This is a genomic window from Labrenzia sp. PO1, assembly GCF_012273635.1.
Lineage (GTDB): Bacteria > Pseudomonadota > Alphaproteobacteria > Rhizobiales > Stappiaceae > Roseibium > Roseibium algicola.
The window spans coordinates 75,533-98,190 of record NZ_JAAXCR010000007.1 but is presented as its reverse complement, the minus strand read 5'-3'; the positions used below and the strand labels follow the sequence as shown (position 1 = coordinate 98,190).

The window sequence follows — 22,658 nt, the reverse complement described above, 5'->3', positions numbered from 1 at the left end:
CTTAAGACGAATGATACAACCTGTGAACGCATACCCAACGCCAGACATTTCCGGAGCTTACGGATGCGTTTTAAAAAAGGATTTGCCGTAGCCTTATGCTTCGGTTTGCTCGCCTGCTCGGATAACGTCCCATCCGGAGACCCGCAGTCCGGTCTGAAGCGCGACATGCGCGGTTACAAGGCATCACCCGGCGTCCTCGTAGCGGAAGACGGGACACCTCATTGGATCCAGTCCGCGGTGACCGGGTACAAGGAAACGACCTTGGACACCGACCTTCCCGCGAAGGTGGTCATGCAGCAGCCCACTGCGTTCTGCCGCTTCCGCAAACCCAACCTCGGAGAATATATCGGCAATGTGCATGTCGGCACAGGCAACATGCATGCGCCGATCTATACCTGGTCGAAAACGAAAATTCGGGAACGGGCACAAAAGCTGGCTGAAAACGCCCAAAAACCAGCCGACGACCCCAGAAAGATCCGTGTCGACACGATGGTACTCAGTGCAAAGGACGACAGTTTTCCTGTTGTCGATGTCGTGGTTACGGAAACCGAAAAGCCGGTCTACCTGATCCTGCAAAACGAATTCGGCAAGATCCTATGGAACATACATCTGGCACCTGGCGCCCGCATCTCGCATGTGGTGGCACTCGGTGTCGGCGATATCGCTTTCGCCAATCTTGATCCTGAAGTGCCTGTTGAAATGGCCGGTGCAAGAACCCTTCGTTCCTGCGGTGTTCAGCCCTGGCGAAAGATGCAAGATCACTGGCTTTTCGCAAGAAACGCCAAGGAAAATCCGAGCCTTCATGAAGAGTCAGTTGCCAAGAACAAGGCGGCTTATCGCAAGTACGACAGCTGGTTCAAGAGCGCCTTCGGCATAAGAAGCGAGCAAAATCTCGCGGGCGTGGAACGGTCAACTCATGTGCTCGTTGGGCCACTCCCGGAAGATCTTGATGACCGGATTCCCTTCCGTCCACTGGGGGGATCACTCGTCATCATGACGCCGGTCGAGAACATCGCAGTAGCTGGCAAGTCCGGCTACGAGGACAAGGCGATGGCGCAGATCAGGCCGCTGGTCGACAAGGCTCTCGGACGTGACAGCACCGCCAATTCCAATTCCGGTTCATAAGCAACAGGGAACAGTCTTGATGCGTATCCTTCAAATCGCCTGCGGAGTGATCTTTTTCGCAGTGACGCTCTACTACGGCTACATCATGTTCAGTGTTGCCAACGTCGCGAACACTGTCTTCGGCTTCAAGAACGATCCGCTGAAAGGACAGGCGACAGTCCTCAACGCCAGGCATGGCTCAGGCGGTTCCCTGAAAGACGGCTACGTCGCCCTCACGGACTTCAAGAACCTCGATGCCGGACGGGTGGTCAATATCGTCATGCCCGTATCGGTGAAAGAGCTCTTGAAGGAAACAGGGGCTCCTGCTGACATGGACATGATCGAGGTCTTCATCTCCGGTCAGGCCCCCAGAATCGCGGAAGCCGAATGCAAGCTCCTAGTGAAGACAATTGCATCGAATTGCCGGGTAAAGCTGACAAAAGCCAAGCAATTCAAGGATGATCCGAAATTTGCCGAGATCAGGATGCAGCTTGAGTTCGTAGAGAAGCAAGTCCCCGGTACATTCGAGACAGAGAAGCCTCTCAACTACCAGGAAGTGGACGCCGATCTGGTGGATAGTGCCGGAATCTATGCCGAAGCCTGGCTGAACGAATTCAAGAACCGACGGGCGAAACTCTATACCACTGCAGCCCGCGCCTGCGATCCCTTGCGGCGTCAGCACGGCAATTGTTCGGTGACTGAAATCAACGTTTTGGGACGATGGGAAAAACGCGAGGAATTCGTGGTCATACGCTCGAACGCAACCCTGTCATATCTGTGGCCCGAAAGGACCTGACCAGGGTTGCGTCTTCTGCAATGTGAGCTGCATCAGGCCGGGGCCATCACCTCGGCCTTTGCCTTTGCAACGGCAGCTATCAGCCGGTCCACATCTTCCGTCCGGGTTGACCAGTTCGACACGCTGATGCGAAACCCCTGTCGTCCTTTCCAGGAGGCCTGACCGAACCAGGCTTTACCGGAAGCCTGAACATGGCCAGCGATGCGGGCACAGGCGTCTTCCGCCCCCGGCAGCGTCGCAAACACCTGGTTGAAATGCACCTCATGCGGAACTTCGAACCCGAGTGCTGTAAGATCCCCTGAAATGCGCCTTGCATGACCGTGAAAACGGCTCAGCATATCCTCCAGGCCTTGCCGGCCGAGGGAAAGCAGCGCAGCCCAGGTCTCGGCTCCGCGCGCAGACCGGCTGAATTCAGGAGCGCGGTTGGCGGGGTTTGATACGGTCGCCGGCAGATAGGTGGCCCCGATTGCCATCGACGCCTGCATTTCCTGCGGATGGCGGCACAAGGCCAAGCCTGAATCATATGGTGTGTTGAGTGTCTTGTGGCTGTCGACCACCCAGCTGTCTGCCTTCTCAAGTCCCTTGAGAGCCGTTGCCGTATCGCTGCAGGCCCTTGCCCACAACCCGAAAGCGCCATCAACATGAAGCCAGGCACCAGCGGCATTGCACCTGTCACCGAGTTCGTCAAATGGATCGAAGGCTCCGCTGCAAACGTTTCCTGCCTGGCACAAAACGAGCGTGCGATCATCCAGTTCGGGTAGCTTGTCGATCCGCATCCGCCCCTGATCGTCCACTTCCACCCACTCGATCGATTTCGTGGCCAAGCCTGCCATCCGAAGGGATTTCAGCACGGTTGCATGAATTTCGGCGCTGGCGACGATCCGCAAACCGGGAGCGCCAATCAGGCCCTCTCCTCTTTCGTGGCCAAGGCGCGACAGCAGCGTGTCGCGCGCAGTGACCAGTAGCGCCATGTTCGACATGGTCGCACCGGTGGTGAAAGCGCCATCGGTACCTTCAGGCAGCCCCAGAAGCCTAACTATCCAGGACACCGCCGTTTCTTCCATCTTGATCACGGAAGGTCCCGTCAAACCGTCTGCAACCTGATCCCACGCAGAGAGCAAGGCCCGGGCCGCGGAGGCTGCAGGCAATGCGCCCCCTATGACATAACCGAAGTACCGACCTGCCGCCGTCGCAACAGTGCCCTCACCGCCCACGGTCTCGAGCAGATCAAGAATATCGCCAACGTCGGCGCCCTGCTCCGGCAAACCCGGATCGAGTTCGGCAAGACGAGACAAATTCGGCCCGACGCGCCGATCCGGCAATTGTTTCAGATAACGCACGCCGCGCGCCGCGCCGTTCGAAAAGGCTTCCGCTTGAAGGCCGAGAAGGCTATTTTCCATGATCGAACCACCAATCTATATCGAAGAGTATCTATATAGATGAATATCAATATAGATGTAGAGTCAAGTTCATTGGCGATGGCAGCACTGGCGAGCCCTGTGCGGCTGCAGATCCTTTTGTGGCTGCTCGACCCTCGAGCCCACTTTCCCCGCCAGCGGGACGGAGATCTCGTGGACGACGGAGTGTGTGTCGGTTTCATCACCGACAAGGTGGGCCTCAGCCAACCGACCGTAAGCTCGCACATGAAAAAGATGTCGGAAGCAGGCCTGGTAACGGGAAAGCGGATCGGCAACTGGATGTTCTACAAACCCGACAGGACAAGGCTGGAGGACCTGGGGTTGAAGCTCACATGCGCATCGCAAACGGATCCTGAAGCATCAAATGCCGGTCAACTGGCCACCGAAACCGTTTCCTGAACAACCGCGGCTTGAGCAAACTCATCCGGGCGGTTCTGCCGCATGTCGCGGCTTGCAGCTGCAAGAAAACTCGGACTAGATCAGGAGTAACTCTTGATCGGAATCGATTGATAGTCCTTTGATCAACCCTGAAGTGTCGGGGTGGCTCGTTTCTGAACACCGCTTCGCGAAATTCTTTTGCCTATCAGACAGGAATGCAAACATGTCCGCACCCGCTTATGACGACCAGAATGTCTTTGCCAAAATCCTGCGCGGCGAACTGCCGAGCCACAAGGTTTACGAGGACGACAAAACACTGGTGATCATGGACATCATGCCCCGCGGCGATGGTCATGTTCTGGTGATCCCGAAAGCCCCTTCGCGCAACATTCTGGACATCGCGCCGGACGATCTCAACGCGGTCATGGCAACGACGCAGACCATGGCCAGGGTGGTGATCAAGGCCTTCGATGCCGACGGCACGACCGTCCAGCAATTCTCAGAACCTGCCGGTGGCCAGGTGGTGTTCCACACCCACGTCCACGTCATTCCACGTTTCGAGGGCGTGTCGCTGAAACCCCATACTGGCGCAATGGCAGACAATGACGTGCTGGCAGCCCAAGCAGAAAAGATACGAGCCGCACTGGCCTGAGCCAGGCGAGCATCTTCAACCATTCAGCAAACAACAGATAACGCCCGCCTGGCTTCAAACCGGGCGGGCGTTTTTCTCGATGCTCAATCAGCTATCAAACCACCAGCGGCTGCAGGCACGGGCACCGTCGAGCTCCCAGCTCGATGCCAGTTGCTCACCATGCTGAACATTGCTGCGGCGGGCATAAACGAAGTTGCGGAAGAACGGGATGATCGTGCCCCCGTCGTCATGCGCAAGCAGCGCCATTTCCCGGTACATCTCCGCCCGCCTGGTGTCGTCCAATTCGGCCTTCGCCATCAACAGCAGTTCGTTGAAACGTTCGTTCTGCCAATGGCTCTCGTTCCAGGCGGCATCGGACTTGTAGGCCAGAGAATACATTACGTCCGGTGTCGGACGCGCCCCCCAGGCCACCACACAGAACGGTTTCTTCAGCCAGACATCCGAGTAATAGCCGTCGTTCGGTTCACGCACGACCTTGATGTCGATGCCTGCCGCCTTGGCATGTTCGGCATAAAGCACGCAAAGATCGACCGCGCCGGAGTAGATGGATTCTGCAGAGGAAATGCTGATGGATAATCCCTCGGCACCGGCCTTTTTCAGCAGCGATTTCGCCTGATCCGGATCGTAGTCGTGTTGGGGAATGTCATCCGGCCAATAGGGCATGGCTGGCGAATGGTGGAAATCGTTTGCCTTTGTCGCTGCACCAAAGGCGATCTTCTCGATGATCTCGTCGCGGTTCATCGCGAGCTTGAGTGCGTTGCGAACATCCTTGTTGTCAAACGGAGCCGTGTCGCAGAACATCGGCATCGTGAGCGTCGAGGCAGACGGCACATTGTCGATCTCCAGGTTTGGATTGCGCGCAAGCAGACCCATCGTCTTCAGATCAATAAGCGAAACGGCATCCACGTCGCCGGTAACCAGAGCCGTCTGGCGGGCGTTCGGATCGGTCAGGATGATCAGTTCCACGCCGTCGAAATGTGCACCGTCCAGATGCCAGCCGTCATGGCGCGTCAGAGAGAACCTGACACCGAAGTCACCGGTTTCGATCTTGTAGGGACCGGTACCGTCGCCCGAAGCCCAATCGATCGAGCCATCGTCGTTCGCCGGACAGATGGCCAGATGGTAATCGGTCATGAGCCACGGCAGATCCGCATTGCCCGAAGACAGTTTGAAAACGATCGTGTTGTCGCCATCCTTGACGATATCAGCGACGTCGGTCAGCAGAGCCTTGGCCGCGGAGGTCGTGCTGTCGCCGCGGTGGTGGTTCATCGATGCAATGACGTCGTCGGCTGTCATCTTGCGACCGGAGTGGAAGGTGACGTTTTCGTTGAGCTTGAAAGTCCACTCCGTTGCGTCCGCATTCGCCGTCCATTCGGTGGCGATATCCGGCCCAAGAGACCCGTCTGGTTCGATCAGGGTAAGATAGCTGCGGTGAGTATGCGCCAGCACGATCATGGCGATGGTGAGATAGGTGCCCGGATCGTGGGTGTCTGATGTATTGCCGTCATGAATGCCGACCTTGAAGGTTCCGCCCTGCTTTGGTTGCGCCTTGGCTTTCGTGGTCCAGAGCCCCGTTGCGGCGGAAGCTGCAACACCGGCAGCCATGGAATAATTCAGGAAATCACGGCGGGAAATGCGGCCAGATCTTGCGGCCTCGCCCAGCTTTTCCAGCATTTCCGTATCTTTGTACTTGTCCTTCATCGTCAGATTACCTCCAAGTTTACAGTCACCATCTGGCTTGCGCCCGGTTTCAATCGTTAACTCTAGGTCGGCTGCGTTTTATCCGATCATCCCCCATTCGAAGTTTAGTGCCGCAAAAACGACGTTTCGTTAGATAGTGCGCGGCAAAAGATTGTCCTGTCAGGATTGCGGATAGAAGAGAAGGAAACTGCAGACGCTGCTGCGCATCGCTGAGAAGACGCCGCTTGTGACAAAATTCTACGCGACGCCCGCCTGAACAGCCGCGTCTTCCTGCTCCCTGGCCATGTTCTGGTCTTCCTGCAGCACCTTGACCACCGACGGCCTTTCCGCGAACCGCTCGATGTAGGCGGTGAATTCTTCGAATTCCGGTACGATGCCGAACATTGTTCCCCACCGCAGCCCGATTCCCCACAGAACGTCGACAGCCGTCATCCGTTCTCCAAGAACGAAAGGTCCCTTTGCCAGCTGGGCACGCATGCTTTCCATGACGGTGTCAAAAGAACCATAGGCGGACATGGAATGAGGTGGTTCTTCGCGCTTGAGTGCGCGGTCGATCAGTGCCGGCTCAAAACAGGATGCCATATGCACGAACCAGCGCAGGTACGGTCCACGCAGTGGATCATCCAGCGAGGGTGTCAGTCCTTTTTCGGGAAACAGATCGGCCAGATAGATATAGATCGCGACCTGTTCGGTAATGACTGCCTTACCAACGCGCAATGCCGGAACTTTGCCAGCCGGGTTGACGGCAAGATATCGAGGTGTCCGGTTTTCACCCAGCTTCAGATTGAGCACATTCAGCTTGTAAGGCGCGCCCAGCTCCTCCAGGAGAACACGTACGCCGGTGGCGCGTGTCTGTGGTGCGTAAAAGAGTTCGACCTGATCCGCCATGTTCCTCTCCTTGACCGGGTGCAATCGCCGCACTCTTCAACCTAGCCTATCTGGCGGGCAAGTGAACACGGGAAATCGCTTGGTGTCAGGAAGCCATCGTGTCGAGGGTCAGCCAACCGGAAACGAGAAAGACTTCTGCGGCAAGTACGCCAACAAACACACGTTGCCGGGCTGCAAAAAACGATGCGAAGCCGAAACCGGCGGCAGCCAGACGCAGCCAGAGCGGTGTTTCTGCCAGCACACCTTGCGGGAACAGGATAAGCTTGGAAATCACTCCGGCCACCAGCGCGGTTGCAACACAGCGCACCCAGATCAGCAGTTCACCGTCTTCACGCAGCCTGCCGCCGGCAAAGACACCCAGCCACCGCCAGACGTCAGTTGCAAACCAGCCGGCGATGATGATCATCACCAGTGGCCACCAGGTTTCGGATACCAATCCACCTGCCGTCGATCCCTCCATCACGACAGCCCCCTGCGCATGATCCTGGTTCCGAGGTAGGCAATCGTGCCGCCCACAAGGCCGGTCCAAAGCAGATCCAGTCCGGGCAGATAGGTGAAGAAGACCGGTCCGAGCAGCAGTCCTGCGACCATCGCCGCCCGGTCGGCATTGAGCCTTGCAGCCCCCCAGAGCGAGCACAGGAAATAAACAGGCGTCAGCAGGAACAAGGCACCTGCCACCATGCCCGGCATGCTTTCAACCAACAGGTAGGAGACACCGGTCATGCAGAAGACGAAGCTGGTCACCGCCGCGCCAAAACCAATGAAGAACGGCAGACGCCCTTCCCTCGGCATGTCCGGCAGGTGTTTCATCGCGAACACCCAGGCAGTCACCGCGACGAAGTGAGACGCGATCAGCAATTGCCAGGTCTTTGTCTTGCCCGGCACCTTGACCATTGGCATCAAGGCCATGGTCATCGGCATCAGGCGGACTGACGCAAGAGCGACGGCAATTCCGGCAGGAAGGATACCCATTCCGGAAGAAATCGCGCCGGTCAGAACCACGATGGAAGGCAGCGCCCAGACGAAACCTGTCATTGCCAGCGTCTCAAAGAGCGTCAGTCCTGTTTCACGGGCAAGCCCCGCATATCCGACAAACGCCGCGGTCAGAATAAACGCTGGAATAGACACCGCCGCCCGCGCTCCACGCGCCATCCAGACCCGGGCATGTTCCGGCGGGTTCGGGGATTCCTGGTCGATATCTGGCTGATCAGGAGCCGTCATCAAGCTGACTCATCTCTGGGCAGTTAGTAAGGTAGCCTTACCTTTTTGGAGATTTTCTGTCCAGAGTGCCAATCGGCGAAAGAGTTCGGCACGCGAATTTCCGAACTCCCTTTTGATGCCCTCTGAACAGCTCACACCGACCGCGTCAGCCCACCATCGATACGTATGTTTTGACCTGTGATATAGGCCGCCTCGTCGCTGGCCAGATAGGCGATCAGGCTTGAGATTTCGTCCGAGCGGCCGTAGCGGCCCATGGGGATCCGCGCCAGGCGATCTTCCTTCTCCGGCAGGCTGTCTATGAAACCGGGCAGGATATTGTTCATGCGCACGTTCTCGGCAGCGAACTTGTCGGCAAACAGCTTGGTGAAGCTGGCCAGCCCTGCCCGAAACACACCGGAAGTCGGAAACATCGGGTCCGGCTCGAAGGTGGCGAATGTGGAGATATTGATCACCGTTCCACCACCTTGTGCAGCCATGATCGGGGCGACAAGGCGTGCCGGCCGAACGACATTCATCAGGTAGTAATCCATGCCGAGGTGCCAGTCCTCGTCGGAGATTTCCAGAATATCGCCTTTCGGGCCATGTCCGGACGAATTGACGAGAACATCGATCCGGCCAAGAGCGTCAACCGTCTTGCTGACAAAAGAGGTCAGGTCGTCTGCAACAAGATTGGATCCGGTGAACCCGACCCCGCCCAATTCCTCCGCGAGCGCTTCCCCCTTGCCGGAGGACGACAGAATTGCGACCCGGAACCCATCTGCAGCCAACCGTCTTGCTGCATCGGCCCCCATGCCGGAGCCGCCAGCGGTGATCATCGCAACCTTGTTATCGCTCATGTCCGTTCTCCCGAAAGTGTCTGCTTCATAGCTAGGCAAGCAGCCGGGCGGCGGCAAATGATTTTCCTGAATGGTTTCAATTCCAAACATGAATGAGAACAAGTCCAGTACGCCTGTTGGAGGACAAGCCCGGGGCGTGTACCAACCCGGCCCGTTTTGCGCGTTGCGCGTCGTCTGTGCAGGCGAAAAACAAAAAGGCCCCGAATCTCTTCGGGGCCTTTCCGATCTGATTGTGCAGGGCCTCAGTCGGCCAGCGGCACCTTGGGCACAAGGCTTTTCTTGGCCGGACCGCTCTTGCCTGCAGGAGGCTTCGTATCCTTGGCGGCCGCTGCCTTGGCAGCAGGCTTGCGCCGGCGCTTCGGCTTTGCCTTGGTTTCGGTCTTGGCCTTGGCTTTTGGCGGTGTCGCACGCTCCTCGATGCTTTCCAGAAGCAGACCCTTGCCGTCCTCGGACACGGTGACCTTGACCATTCCGCCTTTCTTCAACTTGCCGAACAGCACCTCGTCGGCCAGAGGCCGCTTGATGTGCTCCTGGATGATCCGCCCAAGCGGGCGAGCCCCCATCTGGCTGTCATAGCCCTTGTCGGCAAGCCACTTGACGGCATCTTCCGTCAGCTCGAAGGTCACGCCGCGGTCAGCCAGCTGGACTTCCAGCTGCATGACGAACTTCTCGACCACCTTGTAGACGACTTCCATCGGCAGATTGCCGAACGGAATGATCGCATCGAGACGGTTGCGGAACTCCGGCGTGAACAGCTTGTTGATCGCTTCCGCGTCGTCGCCTTCCCGCTTCATGCGATTGAAGCCAACCGGCATCTTGGCCATGTCCGCGGCACCGGCGTTGGTGGTCATTATCAGGATGACATTGCGGAAGTCGACCTGCTTGCCGTTATGGTCGGTCAGCTTGCCATGGTCCATCACCTGCAACAGGATATTGAACAGGTCCGGATGAGCCTTTTCGATCTCGTCCAGCAGCAGCACGCAGTGCGGATGCTGGTCGACACCGTCGGTCAAGAGGCCACCCTGGTCGAAGCCGACATATCCCGGAGGTGCACCGATCAGGCGCGACACGGTGTGCCGCTCCATGTATTCGGACATGTCGAACCGGATCAGTTCAACACCCAGTGAAGATGCCAGCTGCCGAGCGACTTCCGTCTTGCCGACCCCTGTCGGGCCGGAGAACAGATAGCTGCCGATCGGCTTGTCAGGCTCACGCAGACCGGCACGCGCCAGCTTGATGGCAGACGCCAACGTCCCGATAGCTTCATCCTGTCCGTAGACAACCCGCTTCAGATCCTTGCCAAGGTTCTCCAGAATCTCCGCATCATCCTTGGAAACGGACTTCGGCGGGATCCTGGCCATGGTGGCAATCGTGTTCTCGATTTCCTTCACGCCAATGGTCTTGCGGCGGCGGGCTTCGGGAACAAGCATCTGCGAGGCACCGGTTTCATCCAGCACGTCGATCGCCTTGTCCGGCAGCTTGCGGTCGGAAATATATTTCGCAGACAGCTCCACAGCCACCTTGATGGCATCATTGGTGTAACGAACCTTGTGGAAGTCCTCGAAGTAAGGCTTCAGGCCCTTCAGGATATCGATCGCGTCCGGGATCGACGGCTCGTTGACGTCGATCTTCTGGAAACGGCGGACCAACGCCCGGTCCTTCTCGAAGAACTGGCGGTATTCCTTGTAGGTGGTCGAACCGATGCAGCGGATCGCTCCGGAAGCAAGCGCAGGTTTCAGGAGGTTGGACGCATCCATAGCCCCGCCAGAGGTTGCACCTGCTCCGATCACCGTATGGATTTCGTCGATGAACATCACCGCACCCGGGTAGTCCTCGATCTCCTTGACCACCTGCTTCAGCCGCTCCTCGAAATCGCCGCGATAGCGGGTACCCGCCAGCAGCGAGCCCATATCGAGCGAGAAGATGGTGGCATCCTTCAGGACATCCGGCACATCGCCATTGACGATGCGATGCGCCAGCCCTTCCGCAATGGCGGTCTTGCCGACACCCGGGTCGCCGACGAAGAGCGGATTGTTCTTCGACCTGCGGCACAGGATCTGGATCGTGCGCGAAATTTCGCTGTCGCGCCCGATCAGCGGATCAATCTTGCCGTTGGTGGCCTTGGTGTTGAGATTGACACAGTAAGCTTCAAGAGCGTCCGTCTTCTGACTGGACTTCTTCTCGGTTTCAGCTCCGGGCATCACATCTTCTTCATCCGCCCCTTCGACTGGACGGGCCTCGGACATGCCGGGACGCTTGGCAATGCCGTGCGAGATATAATTGACCGCGTCGTAACGGGTCATGTCCTGATCCTGCAGGAAGTAGGCCGCATGGCTTTCGCGCTCGGCAAAGATCGCAACAAGCACGTTGGCGCCGGTCACCTCTTCCCGGCCTGACGACTGGACGTGGATAACCGCCCGCTGAATCACGCGCTGGAAGCCCGCGGTCGGCTTGGAGTCCTCGTCACTGTCCGTGACAAGGTTATCCAGCTCGGTTTCGATATATTCAACCAGATTGCGGCGGATCGTTTCCAGATCCACGTTGCAAGCCCGCATGACCGCAGCCGCGTCCTGGTCGTCCAGCAACGCCAGCAGAAGATGCTCCAGCGTTGCATACTCCTGCTGTCGCTCGTTGGCGAAGGCCAGAGCCTGGTGAAGTGCTTTTTCAAGACTGCGTGAGAAGGAAGGCACGTGCGTTTGTCCTCACTTTTTTTCCATGACGCATTGCAACGGATGCTGATGCTTGCGCGCAAAATCCATCACCTGGGTGACTTTCGTCTCCGCGACCTCGTAGGAATAAATCCCGCATTCCCCGACGCCGTGATGGTGAACATGCAGCATAATGCGGGTCGCCTCTTCGCGGTTTTTTTGGAAGAAGTTCTCCACAACGTGAATGACGAACTCCATCGGAGTGTAGTCATCGTTCAACAGCAGCACTCGATAGAGATTTGGCCGCTTGGTTACTGTTTTGGTACGGGTGACTGTAACCGTTCCGGCGTCGCCACCGTCATTGTCATAATCAGAGCCCGCCGACATTGCCGTTTCTTTTGCCTCTATCACTCCGGCCATCACCAAATTTCGAATCCTGAACACACTGCCCTGCGCAGCTGGTCCAGAGCTTTCCGCAGCACGGACTGCGCCGCGAATACGCATTCTCAGTGGTAATCCTGCCGCGCAAGCCGCGCTCGCGCAATGGTCGATTTCATCAACATAAAGGTCAACAGCGCATTTGTAGTCCCTGCGCTGCCGGTCAAGAGGAATGTAGGTTGCCCGTTAATGATTAAAAGGTGGCAAGAGAACGCATTTCGAAATCCGGCCGCAAATGGCAGGATGATCCGCGGCAAGCCTGTAAATCTGTGCATATACGAAAAAACCCGGCTCGTCGGAGCCGGGTTTGAAACTTCAAGCCGTCCTGCGACGGCTAAAAGGAAAACTTATTTCGTAAGCTTGCCCATCACACCTTCGTAAGGCTTGTAGGCGTCCTTGGACATGTCGGTGACCATTTCACCAATCTTTGTCATCTCGCCAACAAAACCTTCGTAAGCGGTTTTGACGTAGTCGGCCTGCGCTTCGAATGCCTTGTCGAGGGACTTGGAGGAAACGAGCTTTTCAACAGCTGCGGAACCTTCCTCGAAGGACTTTTTCTGGTAATCGGCCATTTCAGCGGCGATGGCCTGGAAACCCTTGCTGACGGAGCCGAAAGACGCCATGGCCATATCCATGTTGTCTTTGCTCATCTTCTGCATTTCATCAAAGTTGTTCATCATTTTTCTGCCCTTTTCCGGCGAACCGGTTTCCAATCCCAAGCATCGGCCTTATGGGGCGGCCCGGCGCGCGTATCGCGTTACCTAACGGGATTTTGTCGTAATGCACTGCACAATAAGTGTCAAGGCGATTTTGCATTGCAAAAACAACCATTACGCGAATTTGACAATCCTTCCATGGCGTAAGCTGTCAGACTTCCCTCTGAAAACAGATACCCCTGATCGAGACCGGCACCAGCAACCGGAAGCAGGAAACAACAGAGCCTCAGCAAGATTTCAGTCAGATTCTTGAATTTGATCAACTTCGGAACAACAGACACCGAAAATAAACGAACGCTTAACCAATAAAACAAATGGGAATAAGAATTAGATCTAAACAATTCTTATCAAGTACGCAAAACACAACCTTAACCAACAATTAACTCTAACAAAAAACTATTTTTTTAAGTGCTTTTTCGATCATTCATTTACTCATTCGTAACCGTGATTCCATCAAATGACATGGAGAACGACGGGGCCGCGGCTTTGAATCGCAGGGGGTTAAGATCCGAACCGTGCCGCTCCAGATACGAACCACGTGACCCAGAATGGGATAGTAATTGTGTTTGGGATGCGTATTTTTCGCAAAGGACGGGCTCTCGCCCGCACCGCTAAGATCTTGACCCTCGGCCTGGTGCTCCTGGGGGTCCCGGCAACGGCGATGGCCAACCCGAAATATGCGGGGATCGTCGTTGATGCAAAAACCGGCAAGACACTTTACTCCTCCTCGGCTGACGCCTACCGGTATCCGGCATCGCTCACCAAGATCATGACGCTTTATCTTGTGTTCGAGGAACTGGAAGCCGGGCGACTGTCGCTGGACTCCAACCTGAGCGTTTCCAGCTACGCTTCAGCACGTCCGCCCTCCAAGCTGGGCCTCAAGCCCGGCGGCACAATCAAGGTCAAGGACGCCATCCTCGCACTTGTTACCAAGTCCGCGAACGACGTCGCATCCGTGATCGCTGAAAACCTTGGTGGCTCTGAAAAGAAATTCGCCGAGCGCATGACCCGTACGGCGCGCCAAATCGGCATGTCGAAGACCACATTCCGCAACCCGCACGGCCTGCCCGACAGCGGGCAGCGTACGACGGCCCGCGACATGGCGACGCTTGGGCGCGCGATTCAGGAACGGTTCCCGCAGTACTACGGCTACTTCAAAACCCGTGCCTACAAGTACAACGGACGCACCTATGGCAACCACAACAAGCTGCTGGGCCGCGTAAAGGGCGTAGACGGCATCAAGACCGGTTACATCCGGGCATCCGGCTTCAACCTGGTGACATCTGTGAACCGGGACGGACGGCAGATTGTGGCCGTCGTGATGGGTGGCAAGACCGGCGCGTCACGCAACGCGCAGATGACAAAGCTCATCAACTCTTATCTGCCCAAGGCAAGCCGCGGCCCGAAAACGGCCCCGCTGATCGTTCAGAACACTTCTGAACCGACTTTCGTGGCAATTGCGCTGAAGAACCCGCCTCTTCCGAACAGCAAGCCGGGAAGCGAACCTGTGCCTGCAACGGGTGAGCCCATGGTGCTGGCATTCACCGCACCGTCCAACCCAGGCGCCATTCCGACACCGGCTCCGGCCCCCCTTTCCGTGACTGCGTCCAATGCGCCAGTCATGGCTTCGGCTCAGGCCCCTGCTCCGGTTCCAGGCTTTGGCAACGACGTTCCGCTGCCGCCGAAACTGGTCAAGCAACGCTTTGACAGCACGTTTGCAGTCGCAACAGCTTTGCCGCCGATCCCGCCTTCAAGCCCGGATGAGCCGCTGAACACCAATTCGATTTCCCGGACTGCTCTGATCGAAGCTGCAAGAGCAGAAGTCGTGAAGTCGGACAACAGCCAGCGCGCTGTCGGCTCTGCGCAGTCGGTGAAGACCGTCTCCGTTCAGACTATCGCGGTCAACACGACGCCGGTTGAAACGGTCGCTGCGCCTGAAACCGCAGCTGCCGACAACAGCAGCGACGACGACAGCGTTACGGTTGCAACCAGCGACACCCGCGATGTCGAGCCGGGCTGGCAGGTCCAGATCGCCGCAACGGAATCCGAAGGCCAGGCCATCACGATGTTGAAGAACGCCAAGGCCAAGACCGGATCCGCCCTTCGTGGCCGGGTCCCTTACACCGAACCCGTCGACACCAACGGACAGACCCTCTACCGGGCCCGCTTCGTCGGCTTCGACACCAAAACAGCTGCGTGGAATGCCTGCAAAAGCTTGAAAAAGGCAAAATACGCTTGCTTCGCCATCTACCAGTAACCGCGTAACGGATGCCGTCAATGTCTTCTGAGAAGCGTGTCTTTAGCCTCGTTGATTTTCGCCGCGAGGAAACCGGAGCCTCCCTGGTCGGGATGGACCCGCATCATAAGCCTGCGGTGCGCGGCTCTAATTTCCGCGTCCCCGGCATCGGGCGTAAGCCCCAGGATCTGGTAGGCCTCCTCATCTGTCATGGGGCCAGAGCTCGCCGCGCTTCCCTGCCGCTCTGCTCCATCCGCCTGGAAGTGTTCACGCCAACCGGCAAGCCTGCGGTCGAGATAAGCTTCGACTAGCTTCTGACTCTGACTGTCCTGGGCCGTCTCCTGCCAAAAGGCTTCCAGGTCCGTTTCGGTCAACTGATCCAGCTCGCGCCCCTGATAGGTGCCTGCCAGCACGGTCCCGGTCATGTGACCGGTATCGTGATCGAGTTCCATCTCCACCATAGCGGTCCGCACACGGGAACGTTGTCCGGAGGTTTTCTGAGGTTTGTAGCCTGACGAGAGCCAGTTCAGCCCGGACATCCCCAGCACCGACAAGCCAAGCCCGAACAACGGGATGGCAAACACGAACCGGCCCGTCAGCGCAAAGACCAGCGCCAACACCATCAGAAACGCTCCTCCGAAGAGACGCAGTCCTCTGGCCAGATTTGCGGGATTGGCGTTCACGAACTTGTTGCCGAGCGTCAACAGGGCGGTCAGCAGTATCAAGCCGATAATCAAATAAATCATGTGGCGGTTGGTTCCCCGTTCGCCGGCCCGGGACCATCACATTCGGATGCCCCGGCCCTACTCCAGTCACGTGTCGAAAGTTGCCGAGTATGTAAACCTCCGGCACCGGCTACAGCAAGGAAGTGCAAGCCCGGCGCTTTCCGGGCTCTAGCGGGCCGATGGTAGCTGCTGCAGCAGAAGCGTTGCGCCCTTGCCGCCTTGCTTTTCCAGCTGCTGGAGTGCCGTCCGGCCTCCGCTGGCGAAAACGGCAACCGCTTTCAAAAGATCGGCCAGTTGCTGGGCAGACCCGGAATCAAACCGGCAAAAGGCGCCGTTGGTCAGTCTGGCCATCTCGCGAAACGCGCGCTCAGCGACGCCGTCACGCCCCTCCTGAAACAGGAACATCGGCACACCAAGCATGCCCAGCTGACCTGCCTTGTCACACAGGGCATCCACGTCCTCCTCCATGCAATCGCCGACATAAACCAGCGCCGCGATTTTCTCGGTATCGGCAGCGGACAAGGCAGCCGAGAGCACCTTTCGGATCTGGGTACGCCCACCCTGACAGGAAATCCGGCTCATGGCCTGGGCAAGCTCAGTGCCGCTGGAAAACCAGCGGGACGCCCGGCATTCACCGAAACCGCGAAAATAGACAAGCTTGATGCTGAGGCCTGAAATCTTGCCGGCTTCCTGAAACATCTCTGCCTGGATCTGACAGGCCTGGTCCCAGGTCGGTTGACGGCTCATGGTAGCGTCCAGGGCAAACACCAACCGCCCGCCGCTGCCCGGTTGCGGTGCAATTTCCTTGGCCTTCTGAAGAAAGGCAGCAACATCGGATTCGGCTGAAGGCACGCGGGCGTCCTGCTTGACCATAGGGTCTACCGTGCCTTTGCCGGTCTTGACGTTCACGGCCGCCTCCTTCTGCCAGTTGGTGACACTCAACTTGGGTCGGGGCAGCCGTTTTGGCAAGTCTCAAGCCGTCGGATGCGACATGGCGCAGCCGATCATGTTCTTATGCTGTCGCTGAAATCAGGCGTGTCTTTCCGGGCCGAGCCATCTGCAGGTATGCCTCCATGACGAGGACGTTAGGCACCCAGCACAGCCAGGCGATAAGTGGATAGGCGACATCAAAATCGACCCCTGCCGCCATACTGCTCCCCAGATAGACCCGCAATGTTACGGCAGCAAATGTAAGAGCTGCCGAACGCAGCATCCAGACTCGGTGACGCGGGAATTGCCGCCTCAAGGCAAAGGCGAACGCGATGCCGGTCGTCGCCAGCCACAAGACTGCGAGAATCGCAAAGCCTGTTGCAGCGAAGGTCCCTGCAGTCGTGTGAAAGGCCAGCTGAAGTCCCGCAATCCCCGAGATCAAGATCGACACGACGTACCCTCGCCCCAGCCAGCGGTGCAGTTTCGGCCTGCTGGCTCGCAGCCTTGTCATGAATTGAAACGGCATCAACGCAAGTGCGATCGGTGCAACACCGATATGGGCGTAAAGCATCAGCGCATTTCCGTCGAGGTTATGCGCCACGAATTCCATTGAAGCGGATACCCCCAGCGCCAAAAACCTCAATGAGGCCACGGCGACCAGAGCGGCGCTCACGGCTGCCGTCCAAAAAGCGACGTTTGCTGCAAACCTAGAAACCATCGACATACCGATCCTCCAACATAACTTGACAGTGTCAAGATAAAGCGAAACTTGACACTGTCAAGCGAATGACCGATGAAGACCGCATGACAGTTACTCCTCTTCGTCGCAAAAGAGACGGCAGTCTTCGAAAAGCCCTGGTTGATGCAGGTGTGGAGCTTTTGCGAGAACGTGGTCCGGACAAGCTCTCGTTGCGTGAATGCGCTGCCAAGGCGGGTGTGTCACACGCTGCGCCCGGTTATCACTTCAAGAACATCACAGGTTTGTCGACGGCGATTGCAGGGCGCGGCTTCGCCCTGTTTTGCCAGGCGATGGAACAACGCCTCGATGCGTCTCCTCCTGCGGCAACAGAAAGACTGAGCGCGATCTGTCAGGGGTACCTGGATTTCGCCACCGGCCACCCGGAGCTGTTCCTGTTCATTTTTTCGGGACAGAAGTTCAATGAGGATGACGAGGAATTCGCGGTGCACGCCTCAAGGGCCTACGCCATCCTGCGCGAAACATGCGCACCGCTGATCCCTGAAGGGACCGATCCGGAAGAAATCGAGATACTCGTGTGGTCGCTGGTGCATGGCTATGCCCATCTTGCCATGACACGAAAGAAGGAGAATCCGGGCCTAGGGCGCGGCTGGCCGGAACTCGGCACACTGGTCACGCATCTTCAGAAAGCCCTACCGGATCCAGGCTGATATCAGCGGATCAAAGCAGGCAGAGTTCCGTAAGATCCCGCCGCATGTCCTCCGGCATGGCGTGTGCCGCGCCACCAGCCTTCAGGTCCGCCGGCGCGTCCTGCGCCTTCAGATATCGCCAGCCCTGAAACGGCCGCTTGGGCTGGTACTGCGTCAGGATCAGTCTCGGCTCCATCACCAGGTCGCAGCGTTTGACGCCCGCCTGATCCGTAAACGGCCTGATGTCGATCAGGTGCTGACGCACCTGGATCTTGCCCTTGATCACCCAATAGAGAGAACCACCGTCCAGAAGCTCGTCCTTGCGGGTTGGCACCATGCGCGTCGTATGGATCGTTTCCGCCGGAAGTCCCGATTTGCGGGCGTTCTCCATACGAAAATCGATCCAGGCCTGAAGAGATTCGACGCTGTCCGCGCCGACGCACAGTTTTACCAGATGCAAGGTCATGCTTCTGACGTATCAGGCTTCCCGCCAAGGTCAAGATTGTGGCGAGAAACGGCGGTGGATTGTCCAATTTCACAGGCAGCTTCAGCTTGCGCCGATGGCAAGAACGGGGTTCTCTTTGCCCATGGAAGTATTTGTAACGGGTGGAACCGGCGAGATCGGTTCTGCCGTGGTAAAGCGGCTGGTTCAAGATGGTGCCAGGGTAATCGGTCTGGCCCGCTCTGACGCGTCCTCGGCAAAGCTGCGTGCGTTCGGTGCAAGTGCCTACCCGGGCGATTTGCGAGCACCGGAAAGCTGGGTATCACGGGCGGCCTCATGCGATGCCGTCATCCATCTTGGTGCAACTTTTTCCGAAGACATGGGCCGTGTTGACCGCCAGAGCATGCTTGCGTTGAAGCAGGCCTCAAGGCACCGCAAGCAGCCGCTCAAGATTATTTACACCGGAGGCATCTGGCTCTTTCCCGCAACCGCAGGCGACAGCCTGTTGACCGAGAAAACCCAGTTCGCGCCCCTACCCGCGTTTCGCTTCATGACCGAGACGATCAGGACCCTGTCACACGGAACGGATCTCAATCTGACGGTCATTCATCCGGCCCTCGCCTGCGGCCAGACGACCGGGCCGATTGCCGAGATGACGGCCGCGCTGAAGGAAGGCAGGCCGTTTGAAACCCGCGCGACGTCGCAAACCAAATGGGCGCTTGTTGAAATCAACGACCTTGCCGCGCTTTATGCTCTTGCCCTAAAGAACGCACGGTTCCGGATGTCCCTGATCGCGAGCTGCATTCCCGGCATCTCGGTCGGTCATCTGGCATCTCACATTTCAGCCCGCCACGGACTGCCGCTGGAAATCATGACAGTTCCGGCCCCTGAGGCAACCGAACCGCTTACCGACTGGGCCGCCGGTTTTGCCTTGTCGCAGTCCGTCGACGTCAGCCATGCCCAAAGGGCAACTGGCTGGCAACCGGAACATTCGACAATAGAGGACCTCGTGGTATCCCTGTCAAAATAGACGATAACCTTGAGTTTTGAGCAGCTTAGCGCACCGAGTCCGGTATTGGACAAAGACTTTCTAAAGTTTTGAAGGTGTATGATCCGGACAAAAGCTCAATACAGGGTCCGGGCGTGTTACGTACACTCACATCGTTGCTGGTCTTTCTCGTTTCCGTTTTGCCACTTCAGGCGGAAAGCATCCCCGTTGGCATATTCAAGGTGGTGAACACAGAAGGGTTTGTTCAAAGCAACGGGGAACGCATCGCGCTGGCAACCGACATGAACGAAGGCACGGCCCTGATCGAAAGGGATGCCACCAACCGTCTTGATGTCGAGATCAACGGCGCCAAACTCAGCCTGTTTCCGCTGGAACAAGGCCTGGCCGCGCTGACGTGGGACGCCAACGGAACGTCCCTGCTTCATGACATCGACATTCAGGCATTGTTCGGGAAAGACAATCCGGAAGATGTTCCGGCCTGGGGCGCGGAACTGGACTGGCCAGGATCCGGCACCGTTCAACTTGTACTGCTGCCTCTGGGTGAAAGAGCCTATACCGCATTCCTCATCAGCCATCCCGGCAACAGGACAGTGGTGCGGCAAATGGAATTCAGGCAGTCCTACGGGCCGTCGGACAGACCCGAGATTTCGTTCTCAACCAGTTCTGCCGGAAACTGACACGCCCGAAGTTCGAGCGACGCCTTCTCAGCTCGGAGAATACCGAGCTCGCATAAAATGTCCCCTAAAACGACAAAAGGCGCAGCCTCACGCTGCGCCTTTGTTTTCCTTGCGTCCCGCTGGCTTATTTGGCGGCGGCGACGGCTTGTTGTGCACTTTCAACATCGTTGAACAGAAGTACCATCGTCAATGCGAGGCCCACTGCAGCGACAGTCCAGAGAGTGACGCTCCAACAAGATTTCTGCACGTTTTCGTCCATAAAAACCCTACATATTGTTGTGCGACGCCGGGTCCCACCGACCTCAAATATGGCGCCATTGAGGCGAGGAGGTAAACGATCCATTACCATTTCGCAAGCGCAAAAAAAGAGCAGCTGATCCCGCATTTTTGCATTCCTCGTTTCGCATCAGGAAATTCAGCCGCTTAGTCCTCTCGGTGCTGCCTGTTAGGGACCAGGAAAAAGTCTGGTAAGACAGACCATGGCCGGATTCGGCCACCGGAGAATCAAAAGGGATCAGGATGCACGCGCTCTCGAATATGGACCTGGCAGCAGCCGCCTGGTTTCTGTTTGCCTGGCTCGGTTTCAATTTGCTGATCGATGTCAGTCCGCTGCGTAAAAAGACATTGTCCAGCGCCATGGAAACCTACAGACGCGGCTGGATGCGTGCCATGAGCCTGCGGGAAGTCCGCATCATGGACACGTCTATCATGTCCGGGCTGCAACAAGGCACTGCGTTCTTCGCGTCAACGTCCCTACTGGCAATCGGCGGCGGCTTTGCGCTGCTGGATGCAACGGAACGCATCGTTCAGGTCGCCGGTGACCTGTCCATCCCGGTGGCCGACAGCCGCGCGCTCTGGGAAATCAAGGTGCTCGCCCTGATGCTGATCTTTGCCTATGGATTTTTCAAATTCGGCTGGGCATACCGGCTCTTCAATTATGCCAGCATCGTCATGGGCGCAGTCCCGCAACAAGGTCAGGCACCTGACGAAGTGATCGCGAAAATGGCTGCGCAGGCGGGGGAGCTGGGCGTTCTCGCAGGCCGCCATTTCAATCGCGGCCAGCGAGCGCTGTTCTTTTCGATCGGCTTCCTTGGGTGGTTCGCCGGGCCTTATGTATTTGCCGCAACCACCCTCGCCGTTCTCCTGGTCCTGCTACGTCGTCAGTTCGTTTCCAAGGCCAGAGCCGCCGTGCTCTTGGGGCAATATCCGAACTTGGGATCCGCGGACAAATCCGGCGAATACACCGATACGGGTTCATCAAACCCCTTCACCTGATAGCGGCCAAAAAGGCCCGACCGGCACCCCATGATATCGGCCAGGGCATCCGAGACCAGAAGCTGGCGCTGCAGGTCCTTTGCAAGCTCTGCAATACGGGCCGCAAGATTGACCACAGGGCCGACGACCGTGAAGTCCAGCCGCGTTTCGCTGCCGACATTGCCGTAGAAGACATCGCCCGCATGAAGGGCAATTCCAACGCTCAGGTCAGGTGTGACCGAACAGGTTCGGGCCGTGTTGATCGCCTCGATCCGCGTCAGCGTTTCACGTGCTGCCATCAGCGCACGCACCGAGGCGTCTCTGGCTTCCTCTTCGGTTTCATACGGAAAGATCGCCATCACTTCATCGCCAATGAACTTCAGCACCTCGCCACCGTGGGCTTCGACAGCTGCTGTCATCGCTCCGAAATACTTGTTCAGAAACAATACGATCTTGTCCGCTGGAAGTGTGTTGGAAAGACGCGTGAACCCACGGATGTCGGCGAAGCTGACAACCGCCTTGATCCACTCGCCTTCTCCACGCCGCGTGGTGCCGTCCAGGACCTTCGAACCCGCCCGCGGGCCGACATAGGTGTCCAGAACGGTTTCAGCGGTGCGGCGTAGTGTTTTGAGTTCACACACGAGGGCAAGCGGCTGGATCAGCGATTCAAAAACGCCGATATGCGACCCTGAAAATCCGCCTGGTGTCTTGGTGGCGAAACTCGCAACCTTCACCGAGCCGTCGGAGAACCGCATGGGCAAAGCGATATAGTCGGTATAGCCTTCCTGGCGCAGCTCTGCGGTAATCGGAAATTCGTCAGCGACAGCCGGCTTCTTGCCGATTTCCACTCGAACGGCCTTCTGCGTTTCATGCACGCGCTTGATCGGACTTTTCTGGTATTCGTCCTGCGATTTGTTCTCCGCAGTGTGAAGGCGCAATTCCGGTGCCTGGCCGTTGACCCAGATCGAGCTTTCCGCGCGCACGTTCGGATGCACCACCCAGATCCCCGTGGTGACACGATCGACCGGAACTTTTCCGGCGCGCAGACGTTTCGCCATCTCAGTGACGATTTCCAGCGTCCCCTTCAATTGGGGCGCATCGCTGTAGAGCCATTGTACGACGTCTGCCGCAACGATCGGCGCTTCGAGGACCATCAGCCCACGTCCTTTCAAATCCCTGATTGAGCCCAGTATATGGGAACAC

The 22,658-nt window shown here is 57.6% G+C and carries 23 protein-coding genes; 9 read left to right on the top strand and 14 right to left on the bottom strand.

What is annotated here, in order from left to right:
* Positions 1-63 precede the first annotated feature (63 nt).
* Both HCG46_RS27515 and HCG46_RS27510 read left to right on the top strand, forming a co-directional pair.
* A complete protein-coding gene (locus HCG46_RS27515) occupies positions 64-1,125 on the top strand; it encodes a hypothetical protein (protein WP_168688068.1) in 1,062 nt (353 codons plus the stop codon).
* Positions 1,126-1,144: 19 nt separating this feature from the next.
* A complete protein-coding gene (locus tag HCG46_RS27510) occupies positions 1,145-1,900 on the top strand; it encodes a hypothetical protein (RefSeq protein WP_055654595.1) in 756 nt (251 codons plus the stop codon).
* A gap of 32 nt (positions 1,901-1,932) precedes the next feature.
* Here HCG46_RS27510 and HCG46_RS27505 read toward each other — a convergent pair whose 3' ends face one another.
* Entirely contained in the window at positions 1,933-3,300 is a 1,368-nt protein-coding gene (locus HCG46_RS27505) for an aminotransferase class V-fold PLP-dependent enzyme (protein WP_168688067.1), read from the bottom strand.
* A 39-nt stretch (positions 3,301-3,339) separates the two neighbouring features.
* Here HCG46_RS27505 and HCG46_RS27500 point away from each other — a divergent pair, with 39 nt between their 5' ends.
* Entirely contained in the window at positions 3,340-3,717 is a 378-nt protein-coding gene (locus HCG46_RS27500) for a metalloregulator ArsR/SmtB family transcription factor (RefSeq protein WP_200863732.1), read from the top strand.
* Positions 3,718-3,919: 202 nt separating this feature from the next.
* Positions 3,920-4,348 carry an HIT family protein gene (locus tag HCG46_RS27495; RefSeq protein ID WP_168688066.1) on the top strand — a complete coding sequence of 143 codons (429 nt, stop codon included), beginning with the start codon at positions 3,920-3,922 and terminating at the stop codon, positions 4,346-4,348.
* An 87-nt stretch (positions 4,349-4,435) separates the two neighbouring features.
* Here the strand turns inward: HCG46_RS27495 and HCG46_RS27490 are convergent, their stop codons facing one another.
* From HCG46_RS27490 to HCG46_RS27455, 8 genes are all read right to left on the bottom strand, one after another.
* On the bottom strand, positions 4,436-6,049 hold the full coding sequence (locus HCG46_RS27490; protein ID WP_168688065.1) for an ABC transporter substrate-binding protein: 1,614 nt from the start codon (positions 6,047-6,049) through the stop codon (positions 4,436-4,438).
* A gap of 237 nt (positions 6,050-6,286) precedes the next feature.
* On the bottom strand, positions 6,287-6,937 hold the full coding sequence (locus HCG46_RS27485; protein WP_168688064.1) for a glutathione S-transferase family protein: 651 nt from the start codon (positions 6,935-6,937) through the stop codon (positions 6,287-6,289).
* An 85-nt stretch (positions 6,938-7,022) separates the two neighbouring features.
* A complete protein-coding gene (locus HCG46_RS27480; RefSeq protein WP_168688063.1) occupies positions 7,023-7,397 on the bottom strand; it encodes an AzlD domain-containing protein in 375 nt (124 codons plus the stop codon).
* Positions 7,397-8,158, bottom strand: a complete 762-nt coding sequence (locus HCG46_RS27475; RefSeq protein ID WP_353621844.1) for an AzlC family ABC transporter permease — start codon at positions 8,156-8,158, stop codon at positions 7,397-7,399. The genes HCG46_RS27480 and HCG46_RS27475 overlap by 1 nt, the downstream gene beginning before the upstream one ends.
* Before the next feature lie 131 nt (positions 8,159-8,289).
* Complete coding sequence (locus HCG46_RS27470) at positions 8,290-8,994, bottom strand: SDR family oxidoreductase (RefSeq protein WP_075282995.1); 705 nt, start codon at positions 8,992-8,994, stop codon at positions 8,290-8,292.
* 242 nt (positions 8,995-9,236) lie between these two features.
* A complete protein-coding gene (gene clpA, locus HCG46_RS27465; protein ID WP_055654606.1) occupies positions 9,237-11,684 on the bottom strand; it encodes an ATP-dependent Clp protease ATP-binding subunit ClpA in 2,448 nt (815 codons plus the stop codon).
* 12 nt (positions 11,685-11,696) lie between these two features.
* Positions 11,697-12,029 carry an ATP-dependent Clp protease adapter ClpS gene (gene clpS / locus HCG46_RS27460; protein WP_031268357.1) on the bottom strand — a complete coding sequence of 111 codons (333 nt, stop codon included), beginning with the start codon at positions 12,027-12,029 and terminating at the stop codon, positions 11,697-11,699.
* Between the two features lie 398 nt (positions 12,030-12,427).
* Positions 12,428-12,760, bottom strand: coding sequence for a phasin family protein (locus HCG46_RS27455; RefSeq protein ID WP_168688061.1), 333 nt, complete (start codon positions 12,758-12,760; stop codon positions 12,428-12,430).
* Positions 12,761-13,367: 607 nt separating this feature from the next.
* On the opposite strand from HCG46_RS27455, the gene HCG46_RS27450 reads away from it, so the two are divergent.
* Positions 13,368-15,053 (top strand): SPOR domain-containing protein, encoded by a 1,686-nt coding sequence (locus HCG46_RS27450; protein WP_168688060.1) that lies wholly within the window; start codon positions 13,368-13,370, stop codon positions 15,051-15,053.
* Between the two features lie 17 nt (positions 15,054-15,070).
* On the opposite strand, the gene HCG46_RS27445 is transcribed toward HCG46_RS27450, so the two are convergent.
* The 3 genes from HCG46_RS27445 to HCG46_RS27435 all read right to left on the bottom strand — a co-directional run bounded on the left by HCG46_RS27445 (position 15,071) and on the right by HCG46_RS27435 (position 17,360).
* The gene (locus HCG46_RS27445) at positions 15,071-15,778 is read right to left on the bottom strand and encodes a DnaJ domain-containing protein (protein ID WP_168688059.1); all 708 of its coding nucleotides are present in this window, start codon (positions 15,776-15,778) and stop codon (positions 15,071-15,073) included.
* A gap of 147 nt (positions 15,779-15,925) precedes the next feature.
* Positions 15,926-16,666: a hypothetical protein gene (locus tag HCG46_RS27440; RefSeq protein ID WP_083660655.1), complete on the bottom strand. Its 741-nt coding sequence runs from the start codon at positions 16,664-16,666 to the stop codon at positions 15,926-15,928.
* Between the two features lie 103 nt (positions 16,667-16,769).
* Positions 16,770-17,360 carry a DUF2306 domain-containing protein gene (locus HCG46_RS27435; protein WP_209009649.1) on the bottom strand — a complete coding sequence of 197 codons (591 nt, stop codon included), beginning with the start codon at positions 17,358-17,360 and terminating at the stop codon, positions 16,770-16,772.
* Between the two features lie 131 nt (positions 17,361-17,491).
* Here HCG46_RS27435 and HCG46_RS27430 point away from each other — a divergent pair, with 131 nt between their 5' ends.
* A complete protein-coding gene (locus HCG46_RS27430; protein ID WP_168688058.1) occupies positions 17,492-18,094 on the top strand; it encodes a TetR/AcrR family transcriptional regulator in 603 nt (200 codons plus the stop codon).
* A 10-nt stretch (positions 18,095-18,104) separates the two neighbouring features.
* Here the strand turns inward: HCG46_RS27430 and HCG46_RS27425 are convergent, their stop codons facing one another.
* Positions 18,105-18,539, bottom strand: a complete 435-nt coding sequence (locus HCG46_RS27425) for a DUF1489 family protein (RefSeq protein WP_055654619.1) — start codon at positions 18,537-18,539, stop codon at positions 18,105-18,107.
* Between the two features lie 121 nt (positions 18,540-18,660).
* Between HCG46_RS27425 and HCG46_RS27420 the strand changes: the two genes are divergently transcribed.
* The 3 genes from HCG46_RS27420 (at position 18,661) to HCG46_RS27410 (ending at position 21,476) form a co-directional block, all read left to right on the top strand.
* The gene (locus tag HCG46_RS27420) at positions 18,661-19,545 is read left to right on the top strand and encodes an SDR family oxidoreductase (protein ID WP_209009648.1); all 885 of its coding nucleotides are present in this window, start codon (positions 18,661-18,663) and stop codon (positions 19,543-19,545) included.
* A 113-nt stretch (positions 19,546-19,658) separates the two neighbouring features.
* Positions 19,659-20,201, top strand: a complete 543-nt coding sequence (locus HCG46_RS27415) for a hypothetical protein (protein ID WP_152506418.1) — start codon at positions 19,659-19,661, stop codon at positions 20,199-20,201.
* Between the two features lie 519 nt (positions 20,202-20,720).
* Positions 20,721-21,476, top strand: coding sequence for a DUF599 family protein (locus HCG46_RS27410; RefSeq protein WP_075282964.1), 756 nt, complete (start codon positions 20,721-20,723; stop codon positions 21,474-21,476).
* Here the strand turns inward: HCG46_RS27410 and HCG46_RS27405 are convergent.
* Positions 21,362-22,609 carry an adenylate/guanylate cyclase domain-containing protein gene (locus HCG46_RS27405; RefSeq protein ID WP_062488605.1) on the bottom strand — a complete coding sequence of 416 codons (1,248 nt, stop codon included), beginning with the start codon at positions 22,607-22,609 and terminating at the stop codon, positions 21,362-21,364. The two genes, HCG46_RS27410 and HCG46_RS27405, sit on opposite strands and share 115 nt — an antisense overlap.
* Positions 22,610-22,658 lie beyond the last annotated feature (49 nt).